12 protein-coding genes are annotated in these 12,756 nt (G+C 73.3%); 8 read left to right on the plus strand and 4 right to left on the minus strand.

Annotation, left to right across the window (positions count from 1 at the left end):
- Positions 1–90 precede the first annotated feature (90 nt).
- Positions 91–528, plus strand: a complete 438-nt coding sequence (locus ABIC30_RS24770) for an EamA family transporter (RefSeq protein ID WP_020091330.1) — start codon at positions 91–93, stop codon at positions 526–528.
- 75 nt (positions 529–603) lie between these two features.
- Positions 604–759 (plus strand): hypothetical protein, encoded by a 156-nt coding sequence (locus ABIC30_RS24775; protein ID WP_020091329.1) that lies wholly within the window; start codon positions 604–606, stop codon positions 757–759.
- 25 nt (positions 760–784) lie between these two features.
- On the opposite strand, the gene ABIC30_RS24780 is transcribed toward ABIC30_RS24775, so the two are convergent.
- The 3 genes from ABIC30_RS24780 to ABIC30_RS24790 form a co-directional block, all read right to left on the minus strand.
- Positions 785–1,465 carry a glutathione S-transferase family protein gene (locus ABIC30_RS24780; protein ID WP_026604648.1) on the minus strand — a complete coding sequence of 227 codons (681 nt, stop codon included), beginning with the start codon at positions 1,463–1,465 and terminating at the stop codon, positions 785–787.
- A gap of 73 nt (positions 1,466–1,538) precedes the next feature.
- Positions 1,539–3,023, minus strand: a complete 1,485-nt coding sequence (locus ABIC30_RS24785; protein WP_020091327.1) for a M48 family metalloprotease — start codon at positions 3,021–3,023, stop codon at positions 1,539–1,541.
- A 5-nt stretch (positions 3,024–3,028) separates the two neighbouring features.
- Positions 3,029–3,958 (minus strand): pentapeptide repeat-containing protein, encoded by a 930-nt coding sequence (locus ABIC30_RS24790; protein WP_020091326.1) that lies wholly within the window; start codon positions 3,956–3,958, stop codon positions 3,029–3,031.
- 571 nt (positions 3,959–4,529) lie between these two features.
- Here ABIC30_RS24790 and ABIC30_RS24795 point away from each other — a divergent pair.
- From ABIC30_RS24795 to ABIC30_RS24810, 4 genes are all read left to right on the plus strand, one after another.
- Positions 4,530–4,937 carry a helix-turn-helix domain-containing protein gene (locus ABIC30_RS24795; RefSeq protein WP_012321411.1) on the plus strand — a complete coding sequence of 136 codons (408 nt, stop codon included), beginning with the start codon at positions 4,530–4,532 and terminating at the stop codon, positions 4,935–4,937.
- Positions 4,938–5,114: 177 nt separating this feature from the next.
- A complete protein-coding gene (gene metK, locus ABIC30_RS24800; RefSeq protein WP_020091324.1) occupies positions 5,115–6,293 on the plus strand; it encodes a methionine adenosyltransferase in 1,179 nt (392 codons plus the stop codon).
- Positions 6,294–6,608: 315 nt separating this feature from the next.
- Complete coding sequence (gene trmB / locus ABIC30_RS24805; RefSeq protein WP_020091323.1) at positions 6,609–7,346, plus strand: tRNA (guanine(46)-N(7))-methyltransferase TrmB; 738 nt, start codon at positions 6,609–6,611, stop codon at positions 7,344–7,346.
- A gap of 172 nt (positions 7,347–7,518) precedes the next feature.
- Positions 7,519–9,234, plus strand: coding sequence for a sensor histidine kinase (locus tag ABIC30_RS24810; RefSeq protein WP_051123710.1), 1,716 nt, complete (start codon positions 7,519–7,521; stop codon positions 9,232–9,234).
- Between the two features lie 25 nt (positions 9,235–9,259).
- Here the strand turns inward: ABIC30_RS24810 and ABIC30_RS24815 are convergent, their stop codons facing one another.
- Positions 9,260–10,114, minus strand: a complete 855-nt coding sequence (locus ABIC30_RS24815; RefSeq protein WP_234081674.1) for a hypothetical protein — start codon at positions 10,112–10,114, stop codon at positions 9,260–9,262.
- Positions 10,115–10,413: 299 nt separating this feature from the next.
- Here ABIC30_RS24815 and ABIC30_RS24820 point away from each other — a divergent pair, with 299 nt between their 5' ends.
- Positions 10,414–11,013, plus strand: coding sequence for a superoxide dismutase (locus ABIC30_RS24820; protein ID WP_020091320.1), 600 nt, complete (start codon positions 10,414–10,416; stop codon positions 11,011–11,013).
- Between the two features lie 200 nt (positions 11,014–11,213).
- Entirely contained in the window at positions 11,214–12,740 is a 1,527-nt protein-coding gene (murJ, locus tag ABIC30_RS24825) for a murein biosynthesis integral membrane protein MurJ (protein ID WP_020091319.1), read from the plus strand.
- Positions 12,741–12,756: the final 16 nt, after the last annotated feature.

The raw sequence follows: 12,756 nt of genomic DNA on the forward strand, positions 1-12,756 counted from the left end.
CGAGCGTGGCGCTGTCTGGGTTGCTTCGCTGCGCTCGCAAGGACGAGGATGCGTCCGAGCCCTGCGAATAGGGACGGCGTAGGAATTTCCGTGAGCCCCCTGCTGGAATCCTGGCGCTTCTGGGCGCTCGCCGCCGCCGGCTTCGCGGCGCTGACCGCGATCCTCGCCAAGGTGGGGGTCGCGGGCGTGCCGTCGGACGTCGCGACCTTCGTGCGCACCGCGGTGATCCTGATCTTCGCCGGCGCGATCGTGGTCGCCTCCGGGCAGGCCGGCGGCCTCGCGCAGGTCTCCGGTCGGAGCCTCGTCTTCCTCGTCCTGTCGGGGCTCGCCACCGGGGCGTCGTGGCTCTGCTACTTCCGCGCGCTGTCGCTGGGCGACGCTGCCCGGGTCGCGCCGATCGACAAGCTCAGCGTCGTACTGGTGGCGATCCTCGGCGCCACCCTGCTCGGCGAGACCCTCAGCCTCGCCGCCTGGGCCGGCGTCGCGCTGATCGCGGCGGGCGCGGCCCTCGTCGCCTCCGGACTGTGAGACCGTGCGCGCTGGCGCACCGATCCCTTAACGCGATGCGCGCATCCTGCGGTTGCCTCGCGAAAGGGGACCGTCATGGAATGGGTTTATCGCGGCTTCGAGACCTCGATGCTCGGTCTCGCACTCTGTCTCGGACTCGGCGCCTGCCTCACGCTCGGCACCGCGCGCGTGCCGGCCGGAACGCTCTCCGTCACCCTGCCGATGCTCACGGTGACCGCCCCCGCGCCCTGAGGCGCGGGACCGGTCCGGCGGGGCGTCAGGCGGCGCCCTTCACGGCGCGGAACATGAAGCCCCGCGCCTCGGCGTCCATCTCCGCCTTGAAGGCGTGGCGGCCCTTCAGCGCCTCGGCGGCCTGGGCGGCCGGCCGCGCGTTGACCGCGTCGAGGTGGCGCTTGACGTTGGGCAGGTCCCCGAAGGCGCCCTCGCCGAGGACGAAGGGCACCATCCGGGCCCAGCCCCAGACCGCCATGTCGACGATCGTGTAGGTGTCGCCCAGCACGTAGGGGCGGTCGGCGAGGCGCTGGTCGAGGATGCCCCAGTGCCGGTGCGCCTCGAAGGCGTAGCGCTCGGTGGCGTAGGCGCCCCCGTCCTGCGCGAAGTGGCGGAAATGCACGCACTGGCCGGAGAACGGCCCGATGCCGGTCGCCACGAACATCAGCCAGGACAGCATCTCGCCGCGGACCGGCTCGCCCTCCGGCAGGAACCGGCCGGTCTTGCCCGCCAGGTACATCAGGATCGCGTTCGAATCGAACACGGTGACGTCGCCGTCGACGATCGCCGGCACCTTCCCGTTCGGATTGACGGCCGTGTAGGCCGGATCGAACTGCTCGCCCCTGCGGGTGTCGACCGGCACCGGCTCGTAGGGCAGCCCCATCTCCTCGAGGCAGAGGGCGACCTTCATGGGGTTGGGGCTGAGATTGTAGAAGAATCGAATCACGGCGCTCTCCCTGAACGACCCGGGCAGGATGTCCGGGCCCCGCGCCCGCACAAGGCGCGGCCGCGCAGGGCGGCTATTCCGCGACGATCTTGTAGCCGCGTCCCGGCACCAGCGCGGCGCCCCGCTCCAGCCCGTTGAGGACGAGGAACCGGTCGAGCGCCCGGTCGGGCACCGCCATGCGGCGGGCGAGGTCCTCGGCGCTGGTCGAAGTCGCCTGGACTACCTGCAGCCGCAGGGGGCGCAGGACCGCCTCGTCGGGCGACACGGCGACGAGGGTCGCGGTCCAGCGGCGGAAGGCCGGGTCGGGATCGGTGGCGCCCTTGGCGGCCATGATCATCCGGTAGGTCGAGTCGCCGATCCGGATGGCCGCGAGGCGGAAGGTCCACTCCTTCCCCCGCGACAGCGCGAAGGCCGCGGGGTGGCCCGCGACGTCCCGGGTCTCGAAGCCGGCCGGGTCGAGGGCGTCGTTCCAGCTCGCCTTGAGCACCGCCTCGAGGGACTGGCCGTCCTTGGCCTCGATCTGGTCGAACAGCAGGCGCCGGGCGCCGTCCGGGGTGGTCCCGAGCACCGCCGAGCGGGTGTTCTCCAGGGTGAAGCCCTCCGGCACCTCGAAGGCGATGCCGAGGCCGGGATGGATGAAGCGGTGCCCGCGCACCGCGCCGTCGCGCGGGTTGTCGCCGTAGGCGAGCCCGTCCACCGCCGCGAGGTAGGCGGCGCGGTCGTCGGTGCCGATGCCCGGCGCGCCGATGCGGCGGGCCGCGCGGGTGACCTGGGTGATGCGCTCGGCCGTGCCCGGATGGGTCGCCAGCATGTCGGGCGCGGCGGCGCTGCCGGCCTTCAGTCCTGTGGAGCGGTTGAGCGCGGCGAGGAAGCGCCCGGCCGCGAACGGGTCGTAGCCGGCCTTGGCCAGGGTGCGCACGCCGGTGGCGTCCGCCTCCAGCTCCTGCTCGCGGGAGAACCGGGCGAGGGCGAAGCGCGACTGGCTCTGCAGCTGCGCGCCGGTATCGGGGTCGTTCAGCACGTCGGCCACGACGCGGCTGACGAGCGCCGAGCGCAGCTCGAGCTCGCTGCGGGCCGTGGCGTGGTTGAGGGTCACGTGGGCCATCTCGTGCGCCAGCACGGCGGCCACCTCGGAGGTGTCGCTCGCCAGGGCCACGAGGCCGCGGGTGACGTAGAGCCGCCCGTTCGGCAGCGCGAAGGCGTTGACCACCGGTGAGTCGAGGAGCGTCACCGTGTAGGCCTGGTCGGGCCGGTCGCTGGCCTTCACGAGGCGGTCGGTCACCTCCGTCAGCATCCGCGTGACGTTGGGGGCCCGGGCCTCGCCCCCGAAGGAGGCCACGAGCTTGAGGTGGTCGGCATCGGCGGCGCGCTCGCGGCCGGTGGTGCGCGGCGCCTCCGCGGGCACCCGCACCACGGCCGGCCGCACGGTCGCCTCGGTCTGGTCGGCCACGCAGGCGCCGAGCAGCAGGGCGAGGCCGCCCAACGCCGCCGCGCCGAGGGTGCGCCGCCCCGCCGCGCGGGTCCGCCCCGCGCCGATGTGCCCCGTGATCCCGCCCATCGCGATCAGCGCCGCAATCCCCGTTCCCCCTCCGGATCGGCCTCCGGCCGGTCCGTCTCCTCGAGCGTCTCGAGCCCGTCGAGGGCGACCTCCAGGGTCGGGCCGCGCCGGACCTCCAGGAGGCCGCGCACCCGCACGCGCCGGCCCTCGAGCGAGGCCGCACTCAAACCACGGGCGCGCATCATTCGCCAAGTGCGTTTCGATACTGTCACCGTGAGGCCGTCCGTGCCGCGGGCCGCGAAATCGAGATAGGTGCGCGCGCCGCGCTCGCCGACATGGCGGATTCGGCCCTCCGCGACGACGAAATGTCCGACCTTCTCCCGGAGCGCCGGGCCGTCCTCCGCCGCAGGGCGCGCCGCGCCCCAGAGGCCGAGCCCGCGCGCGCGGGCGGCCGCCTCCACGAGGCGCAGGCCGGGCCGGCACAGCGAATCGGCCTCGTTCGCGTCCGCGTACGCGAGGCCGGCCCCGATGAGGCCGCCCGCCAGATCCGCGCCCGCCAGATCCGCGCCCGCCAGATCCGCGCCCGCCAGATCCGCGCCCGCCAGATCCGCGCCCTCCGCGATGTCGCCCTCCGCGACCAGGAGGTCGGCCCGCGCGCGCTCCCACCGGTCGGGCTGCCCGCGGGGAACCACCGTGACCCGGGCGCCCCGCCGGGTCTCGAGCCAGGTCCGCGCGGCGGACGCGGCCTCCGGCGTGTCCGGCCAGCGCAGCGAGTCCAGCACCGCCCGGAGGCCCGAGACCATACGGATCTCCCCGCGGGGCCCGATTTCCGCCACTACCTCGTCGCGCGCCGGCCCGGTCGCGCACGCCGACGGCCCGGCGCGCGACGCGGCGCGTGCCGGACAGGGCACCGCAGCGGCGAGCGCCGCCGCCATCAAGGTCGCCATCGAGGCCGCCAGCGGGCGTCCCCGCACGACCGCCGCGCGCCCGCGCATCGGTTCCCCCCGCGATCGCGGGCTCCGGCACCGCGCCCCACCGGTCGCGGTTGGCCTCGGCCGGCGAGAATGCTATGGAGCGCCGGTCGTCTCCGTAGCTCAGCTGGACAGAGCACAGGTTTCCTAGAAGGTTCAATTGGGCGTCGCGCCGGGAAACCGCGCGACGGATCCGCTCAAAGTCGGGGAAAGCTTCCGGCATCGACGCGCCGCCGTCCGATGCTCTGCCGATCCCGAGCCAAGCCCGCGCGGCGCCCCGGCGTTCTGTGGGAAGGTGTAGAGACTAGACGGGCGGCACCTACCGGTTGGATGCAGTCCAGCCCACGGTGAAGGGATAGTCCAGGCCACGAACGCGGACCTTCGGGGCGCGGCGGCGAAAGCCGAAGTGGTATGAAACCTGGGGTCGCAGGTTCGAGCCCTGCCGGGGACACCAAGTTGTCTATTCTTGCAGATCTCCCGGCCGCAGAGCCGTGAGCAAATCGTCCACCACGTCGAACGCCTGCCGGTGACAAGTACCGAGGGGCGCGCTAAGCTTTGCCGCCAGGATTCATGGCAGGGGGTGGACGAGCACTTCATGGCGGGCCAGAAGACCGATCAGCGCGACGTCTATGTCGGGCAACGCATCGCCGAGCAGCGCCGCAAGGCATCGCTCACACAGCGCCGCGTCGCGCAGAGCTTCGGTATGTCTGCAGCTCAGCTCCAGAAGTACGAGAAGGGAACCAACCGGATCAGCGCCGTCCATCTCGACATCTTCTCGCGCATGACCGGCGTGCCGATGGATTACTTCTTCAAAGGGATGCCCCGGAACGATGACTTCATCGCGCCGGGCTTCAGCGAGCGCGAGCAGTCGACCCTGTCGGAAGCCGGGTTGAAGGGGCTGGCGGAAGTCGTGGGCCGCCACATCACCGAGAACTTCTCCGAGGAGGCGCGCCGCGACGTGGCCGACGCCATCCGGGCCCTCGAGAGCAAGCTCGGCGGCTGAGGGCAGGGGCGGGCCCCGGGGCGTCGCGCGATCGTTTTTCCGGTCGCTTCGTCCGGTATAGCGGATCCGTTCGTTCCTCCATCTTGACCGGCCCCCGGCCGGGTGCGAGAACCCCGGCCCCATGAAGGGTCAAACGCCGCGATCGCGACGGCGTACCTCTGCAGCCGAGGCCGTCCGATGCCGCGTTCCAACTACCTGTTCACCAGCGAGTCCGTGTCCGAGGGACACCCCGACAAGGTCTGCGACAGGATCTCGGACACCGTGGTCGACGCCTACCTCGCGGCGATGCCGGAGGCGCGGCTCGGCGTCGAGACACTCGCCACGACCAACCGCATCGTCATCGCCGGCGAGGTGCGCGGACCCGATTCGGTGACCTTCAAGGACCTCGAGGCCCTGACCCGCGAGGCCGTGAAGGATATCGGCTACGAGCAGTCGGGCTTCCACTGGAAGAACAACGACGTCGCGATCCACCTGCACGCCCAGTCGGCCGACATCGCCCAGGGCGTGGACGCGGCCGGCAACAAGGACGAGGGCGCGGGCGACCAGGGCATCATGTTCGGCTACGCCGCCGACGAGACGCCCGAGCTGATGCCGGCGCCGATCTTCTACGCCCACAAGATCCTCAAGGACCTCGCCGACGCCCGCAAGGCGAAGCAGGGCGACGCCGCCAAGCTCGGCCCCGACGCCAAGAGCCAGGTCACGGTCCGCTACGAGAACGGCCGCCCGGTCGAGGTGACCCAGATCGTGCTGTCGACCCAGCACCTCGACGAGTCCCTCGATTCCGCGGACGTCCGCGCCATCGTCGAGCCCTACATCCTGAAGGCGCTGCCGCAGGGCTGGGTCAACGAGGGCACGGTCTGGCACGTGAACCCGACCGGCAAGTTCGTGATCGGCGGCCCGGACGGCGACGCCGGCCTCACCGGCCGCAAGATCATCGTCGACACCTACGGCGGCGCGGCCCCGCACGGCGGCGGCGCGTTCTCCGGCAAGGACCCGACGAAGGTCGACCGCTCGGCGGCCTACGCGGCGCGCTACCTCGCCAAGAACGTGGTGGCCGCGGGCCTCGCCAGCCGCGCCACGATCCAGCTCGCCTACGCGATCGGCGTGTCGAAGCCGCTCTCGATCTACGTGGACCTGCACGGCACCGGCACGGTCGACGAGGCCAAGCTCGAGGCCGTGCTGATGGACGCCATGGACCTGTCGCCCCGCGGCATCCGCACGGCGCTCAGCCTGAACAAGCCGATCTACGCGCGCACCTCGGCCTACGGCCATTTCGGCCGTGCCCCCGAGGCCGACGGCGGCTTCTCGTGGGAGCGCACCGACCTCGCCGGCAAGCTGAAGTCGGCGCTGGCCTGAGGGCGGCTTCCGCTCGGCCCCGGGCCGACGCGCGGGCCGGAGATCGGCGGCGCGCCGGGGTGACGTGAAGGCGGTGCGGGCGGTGCTTTGAGCGCCGCCCGGTCCCGGATGCTCCGCGGCCCCGCGGCCCGTGTTCCCGATCGGGCGCTGGCGGCGCGGTGCGTTCGGCGCCGCGGCGTCCGCGCGGGTGCCGCGCCACCCGATCGTGCCGCGTCGCGGCGTGCCGGGCGTGCTGTCCCGGACGGCATCCCACCGACGCGCCCCGTCTCCGGTCGTGACCCGGGACGCGTCCCATCTCCGAGGTAGACTGAGCCGGTGGACACCGACGCCCCTGGACGCTCCGACCACCCGGTCGAGGAGCCGGAGCGCGCCTTCTTCGGGCGCCGCAAGGGCAAGCGCCTGCGCGGGCAGCAGGAGCGCCGGCTCGCCGAGCTGCTGCCGAGCCTGCGGGTCGACCTGCCGCCGGGCGACGCGATCCTCGATCCGCGCGCGCTGTTCCCCGCCATGCCGGCGCCGCCGGAGGCGCTGTGGCTGGAGATCGGCTTCGGCGGCGGCGAGCACCTCGCCGCCCAGGCGGCCGCGCATCCGGCCGTCGGCATCATCGGCGCCGAGCCCTTCGTCAACGGCGTGGTCAAGCTGCTGGCGGCGATCGAGGCGCGTGCGCTGCGCAACGTCCGCATCCGCGACGAGGACGTGACCGCCCTGCTGGCGCGCCTGCCGGATGCCTGCCTCGACCGGGTCTACCTGCTCTATCCCGATCCCTGGCCCAAGCGGCGGCAGCGCAAGCGCCGGTTCGTCTCCGACGCGTCGCTCGCCGAGATCGGCCGGGTCCTGAAGGACGGCGGCCTGTTCCGCTTCGCCAGCGACATCGACGACTATGCCGGCTGGACGCTCGTCCGGGCCGCGCGGTGCCCGGTCCTCGCCTGGACGGCGCGGGACGCCCGGGACTGGACGCGGCCGTTCCCGGGCTGGCCCGGCACGCGCTACGAGGCCAAGGCGCTGGCAGCGGGCCGCCGGCCCACCTATCTGGAATTCGCCCGCCGCCCCCGCTGAGAGCCCCCGCGGTCGGGTCGCGCGGGTGCCCGGTCGCCGCAGGCGGAGCGGAACGCCTTGCCACAGTCACGCTCGGGCGCCATCCTCAGGGCCCGCCGCGGTCCGTGATCGTGGCGGGAGGGGGCTCATCTCCGGCGGGAGCGCGCCACGGCGCGTTCGAGGATTCTTCCGAGTGAATGAGAGGGTGGGTCAGGACCCGGCGGCGGAGGACCCGTTGCGCGCCGGCTTCGACGAGGCCGCGATCGGCCTCGCCGTGCTGTCGGCGGACGAGGCGGGGATCGTCGCCGCCAACCGGGCCCTGCACGATCTCGCCGGCTGGCCGCCCGGCACCCTGCCCGGGCGCGCGGCCGCCGAACTCCTGGGCGAGGGGCCGGAGGGGCTCCGGGACGGTCTCCAGGTCTGGCGCCGGGCGGATGGCACGCCCCTCGACGTGCGGGTCCGGCGCGCGGGCCGGACCCTGGCGGTCGAGACGGTCGACGTGGACGCGGCGGCCCATTCCGAGGCGAACCGCGAGGCCCTCGCGGCCGCCGGGCTCGGGGAATGGCGCTGGGACCGCGCGACCGGCCTCCTCACCCTGTCGCGCCGCGCCGCCCGCATCCTCGGGCGCCCGCCGGGCCGTTCCGTCTCGTGGGAGGAGCTGAAGACCGGCCTGTCGCCGGCGGAGCTCGCGCGCCTGAGCGCACTGATCGCCGAGGCCGACGGGACCGACGAGCCCTACCAGTTCGACACGGCCACGACGGTGGCCGGGCGGACCGTGATCCTGCGGGTGCGGGGGCAGGCCGTGCCGGGCCCCGACGGCGCGCCGATCGGCATGGTCGGCGTCCTCCAGGACATCACCACGCGGGTCGAGGCCCGGGACGAGATCCTGTCCCGCGACCAGCGCCTGCGGGTCGCCACCACGGTCGCCCGGCTCGGCATCTTCGAGTGGCACATGCTCGAGGACCAGGCGATCTGGGAGAACGAGCACATGTACGAGATCTTCGGGCACGCGCCCGAGGACGGGACGATCGGCAAGACCGAGTTTCTCAACGACATCCTCCACCCGGACGACCGCCCCGCGGTCCGGCGGGCGATCTCCCAGGCGCTGCGGGAGGACGGGGACCTGCACATCAGCGGCCGGATCCGGCGCAAGTCCGACGGCGTGTGGCGCACGATCGACATGGCCGGCCGGTTCGAGCGCGACGCCCCCGGCCGCCTGCCGCGCCGCCTGATCGGCGTCGTCGCGGACGTGACCGACCGCCGGGTCGCGGAGGAGCGCCAGAGCCTGCTGATCCGCGAGCTGCACCACCGGGTCAAGAACACGCTGGCGACCGTCCAGGCCATCGTGGGCTCCACCGCGCGGACGGCGTCCAGCATCGAGAGCTTCTACGAGGCCTTCGTCGGGCGGATCAAATCCCTGGCGCACACGCACTCGGTGCTCACCGAGGACACGTGGCAGACGGCGTCGATCGCCAATCTCCTGCGCAACGAGCTGAAGCCCTACGCGGAGGTGGCGCCGGACGGCGCCGCCGAGGGGCGCATCAGCCTCGACGGGCCGGCGATCGACCTGCCCTCCGAGATCGCGGTGCCGATCGGCATGGCGATCCACGAGCTCACCACCAACGCGGCGAAGTACGGGGCCCTGTCGAACCGCACCGGCCGGGTGGCGGTGGAATGGTCCCTGGAGCCCGGCGGCCCGGCCGGGATCCTGCGGTTCTCCTGGCGCGAGACCGGCGGGCCGCCGGTCGCGCCGCCGAGCCGCCAGGGCTTCGGCTCGCGCCTGCTGCAGCGGGTCCTGATCACCCAGGTCCAGGCCGAGGTGACCACCGACTACGCCCCCGGGGGCTTCTCCCTGACCATGCGGGCCCCGATCCCGCCGCGCAACGACAGCCTCAACCCGCTGGTGTGACGCCGCGGCCGTCCCCGGGGCGGGTTCACGCCGCGCCGCGGGTTCCGGACTCGCCGCCGCCGTCAACGAAGGCTTTCAGCTCGTCGAGGGACGCGAAGGTGAAGCGGCCCTGCGGCGTCTCCGCCTCGATCGAGCCGTCCTCGAACATCACGTAGGTGTTGCCGCCGGAGGCGTAGCGCCCCACGACGGTGCGTGGGGCGGCCGGCGGGGCCGGCTCGGGCTCGGGGGGCGTGTCGAGGCTCGGGCGCAGGGCCGGCGCCTCGTCCGCGGCTGCCTTCTCGGGCTCTTCCCGCAGCGGCGGCTCGGGGGCGGCGAACAGGTCGTCCTCGGGCGCGATCGCGCGCTCGGTCGGCGCGTCCGGCTCGGGGCGGCGGTCCGCCTCCGGGACGCGGACGGGCGGGACCGCGTGCGCCGGCTCGGCCGGAACCGGCTTCGGCGCTTCGACCGCGCCGGGTTCCGAGAAGGGGGCGCGGGCCTCGTCGGCCCGGAGCTCCAGGCTCGGCTCGATCCGGGGCCGCTCGGGATCGAAGGACGGCTCGACCACCGACGGCACGATGAAGGCGGGCGCCGCCGGCAGGACCGGCGGCAGCCGGGTCCGGCCCTCGTCGACGGGGGCCGGTGCCGATCCCAGTGCCGGCGCCGCGGCGGGGGCCGGCCGCGCGCCGGCCGCCGGGGCGCGCCCGAGCGCGCGCTCCACCCGCCGGAACCCGAGCGCCACGACGCCGAGGCCGAGCAGCACCGCGCCCGACGAGGCCGCGACCGATCCCGCGATCACCATCGCGAGCCCGCTCTCCAGACGCACGTACGGGAAGCCCTGGATCACGGCGGCGCAGCCCCCGATGATCATGGCGGCGGCGAGCGCGAACAGCGCAGCGATCATGGTACTCTCTGACACGGGCCGGCTGACGGCCGGCGCTCAAGGCGTGCCGCACAGTAAGGCCTAGCCGTCATATTGCAAAACTCGGGACCGAGATGCCGGGGAAACCGGAATAGTCCGGATCTGCGCCGGCTATCTCCGGGTCGGCCGAGCCGCCGCGTGCCGGCGATCTGCGGAACTTCCCGCGCCGCCGTGGCGGAACGGCGTTGCCGTCCCGCGGCCACCGACTTACCTAGCGGGCTCTCGACTCGGGAGCCCCCGCCGGGGACGAGGCCGCCCCCTGCTAAGCGGAGATAGACGCGATGACCTTCACCCTGCCGGAACTGCCCTACGCCTACGACGCGCTGGGGCCGTACATGTCGAAGGAGACCCTCGAGTTCCACCACGACAAGCACCACAAGGCCTACGTCGACACGGGCAACAAGCTGCTTGAGGGCACGGATCTCCAGGGCAAGAGCGTCGAGGAGATCGTCAAGGCCGCCTACAACACGAATCAGCCGCTCTTCAACAACGCCGGCCAGCACTACAACCACATCCACTTCTGGCAGTGGATGAAGCCGAACGGCGGCGGCGCGATCCCGGGCGCGCTGGCCAAGAAGATCGACGAGGATCTCGGCGGCGCCGAGAAGTTCAAGGCGGACTTCATCCAGGCGGGCGTCGGCCAGTTCGGCTCGGGCTGGGCGTGGCTCGCCGTCAAGGACGGCAAGCTCGCGATCATGAAGACCCCGAACGGCGAGAACCCGCTGGTCCACGGCGCCAAGCCGATCCTCGGCGTCGACGTGTGGGAGCACTCCTACTACATCGACTACCGCAACCGCCGTCCCGACTACCTGAAGGCGTTCATCGAGAACCTCGTGAACTGGGAGCACGTGGAGAAGATGTACGCCGAGGCGACCCGCTGAGGCGTATCGCCGGTGCCGCGGATCCTGTGTCCGCGGCACCCTTGAGGTGGCGCACGAAACCGGCTCTTGATGCGCGCGACGCCGGCTGACCCGGTGCAGATGGGGCCGGCCATTTCCTCTCGATCGACACGCGCGACGCTTCGACCGTGCTCCCGCCCGCCCCCGTTGCGGGGGGAGGTGGTGGGCGAGCGCCCCAACCCATGATCCGCTCGATCCTGTCGGTCGGCGGCTGGACCCTGGTCTCCCGCGTCACCGGCTTCGCCCGCGACGTGGTCATGGCCGCCGTGATGGGCGCCGGGCCGCTGGCGGACGCCTTCGTGGTCGCCTTCCGGCTCCCGAACCATTTCCGCGCGATCTTCGGCGAGGGCGCGTTCAACACCGCCTTCGTGCCGGCCTATGCCGGGCTCGCGGAGGCCGGCGAGCCCGGGGCGGCGCACCGCTTCGCCGACCGCGTCTTCACCCTGATGCTGATCGTGCAGCTCGTGCTGCTCAATCTCGCCCTGCCGGCCATGCCCTGGGTGGTCCACGCCCTGGCGCCGGGCTTCGCGGAGGACGGCGAGCGCTTCCAGCTCGCCGTGGCGCTGACCCGCATCACCTTCCCGTACCTGCTGTTCATGACGCTGGTGACGCTGCTGTCGGGCATCCTGAACGCCCACCGGCACTTCGCCGTGGCGGCGGGCGCCCCGGTCCTGCTCAACCTCGCCATGCTGGCGGCCCTGGGGTTGAGCTTCCTGTTCCCGAACGCGGCCTACGCCGCCGCCTGGGGCGTCGCGGTCTCGGGCGTGCTCCAGTTCGGGCTGCTGTGGTGGGGCTGCCGCCGCGTCCGCGTGATGCCGGACCTCGCGGTGCCGCGCCTCGATCCCGCGCTCAAGCGCTTCTTCGTCGTGCTCGGGCCCGCGGTGATCGGCTCGGCCGGCTTCCAGATCGCGGCCTTCGCCGACACGATCATCGCGAGCTGGCTGCCCACCGGGGCGGTCTCGGCGCTCTACTACGCCGACCGGCTCTACCAGCTGCCCTTCGGCGTCATCGCCATCGCGGCCGGCACCGTGCTGCTGCCCGAGATGAGCCGCCGGATCGCGGCCGGCGACGTCGCCGGCGCCCACGCGGCACAGAACCGGGCCGCGGGCTTCTCCCTGGCCCTCTCGGCGCCGTTCACCGTGGCGTTCCTGACCATCCCGGGCCTGATCATGGCGGCGCTGTTCCAGCGCGGCGCCTTCAGCGCCGAGGACGCGGCGCGGGCGGCCTCGGTGCTGGCGGCCTACGGCCTCGCCCTGCCGGCCGTCGTGCTGGTGCGCAGCGCCGTGGCGAGCTTCTACGCCCGCCAGGACACCAGGACGCCGCTCTGGGCCTCCCTGACCGCGATCGGCGTCAACGTCGCCCTGAAGCTGTGGCTCACCGGCCCCTACGGCGTCACCGGCCTCGCGCTCGCCACCGCGGTCGCCCAGTGGGTGAACCTGCTGCTGCTGCTCGTCCTGGCCAAGCGCCGGGACTGGACGGCGCCGGGGCGCACGCTCGGCCTCACCGTCGCGGGGGTGGCGCTGGCCTGCCTCGGGCTGGCGGCGGTCGCCGTCTACGGCCAGGGGCTCGTCCAGGCGCTGGTGCCGGCCCTGCCGCACGGGCGTGACCTCGTCGTCCTGGCGGTGCTGGGGCTCGTCGGGGCCCTGGTCTACGGCGGCCTGCTGGCGGGCCTGCTGCACCTGTTCGGCCTGCGCCTGCGCCGGGCCTGAGTGACCCGGCCGGGCT

Origin of the sequence: Methylobacterium sp. 1030 (genome assembly GCF_040544715.1) — a bacterium.
In the GTDB taxonomy this organism is placed as follows: Bacteria; Pseudomonadota; Alphaproteobacteria; order Rhizobiales; family Beijerinckiaceae; genus Methylobacterium.

What these genes read in the sequence shown, in the direction of transcription:
- ABIC30_RS24775 (WP_020091329.1), top strand. Translation starts at nt 604, where the DNA reads ATGGAATGGGTTTATCGCGGCTTCGAGACCTCGATGCTCGGTCTCGCA.
- ABIC30_RS24785 (WP_020091327.1), bottom strand. Translation starts at nt 3,023, where the DNA reads ATGGGCGGGATCACGGGGCACATCGGCGCGGGGCGGACCCGCGCGGCG.
- ABIC30_RS24790 (WP_020091326.1), bottom strand. Translation starts at nt 3,958, where the DNA reads ATGCGCGGGCGCGCGGCGGTCGTGCGGGGACGCCCGCTGGCGGCCTCG.
- ABIC30_RS24795 (WP_012321411.1), top strand. Translation starts at nt 4,530, where the DNA reads ATGGCGGGCCAGAAGACCGATCAGCGCGACGTCTATGTCGGGCAACGC.
- metK (WP_020091324.1), top strand. Translation starts at nt 5,115, where the DNA reads ATGCCGCGTTCCAACTACCTGTTCACCAGCGAGTCCGTGTCCGAGGGA.
- ABIC30_RS24815 (WP_234081674.1), bottom strand. Translation starts at nt 10,114, where the DNA reads ATGATCGCTGCGCTGTTCGCGCTCGCCGCCGCCATGATCATCGGGGGC.
- ABIC30_RS24820 (WP_020091320.1), top strand. Translation starts at nt 10,414, where the DNA reads ATGACCTTCACCCTGCCGGAACTGCCCTACGCCTACGACGCGCTGGGG.
- murJ (WP_020091319.1), top strand. Translation starts at nt 11,214, where the DNA reads ATGATCCGCTCGATCCTGTCGGTCGGCGGCTGGACCCTGGTCTCCCGC.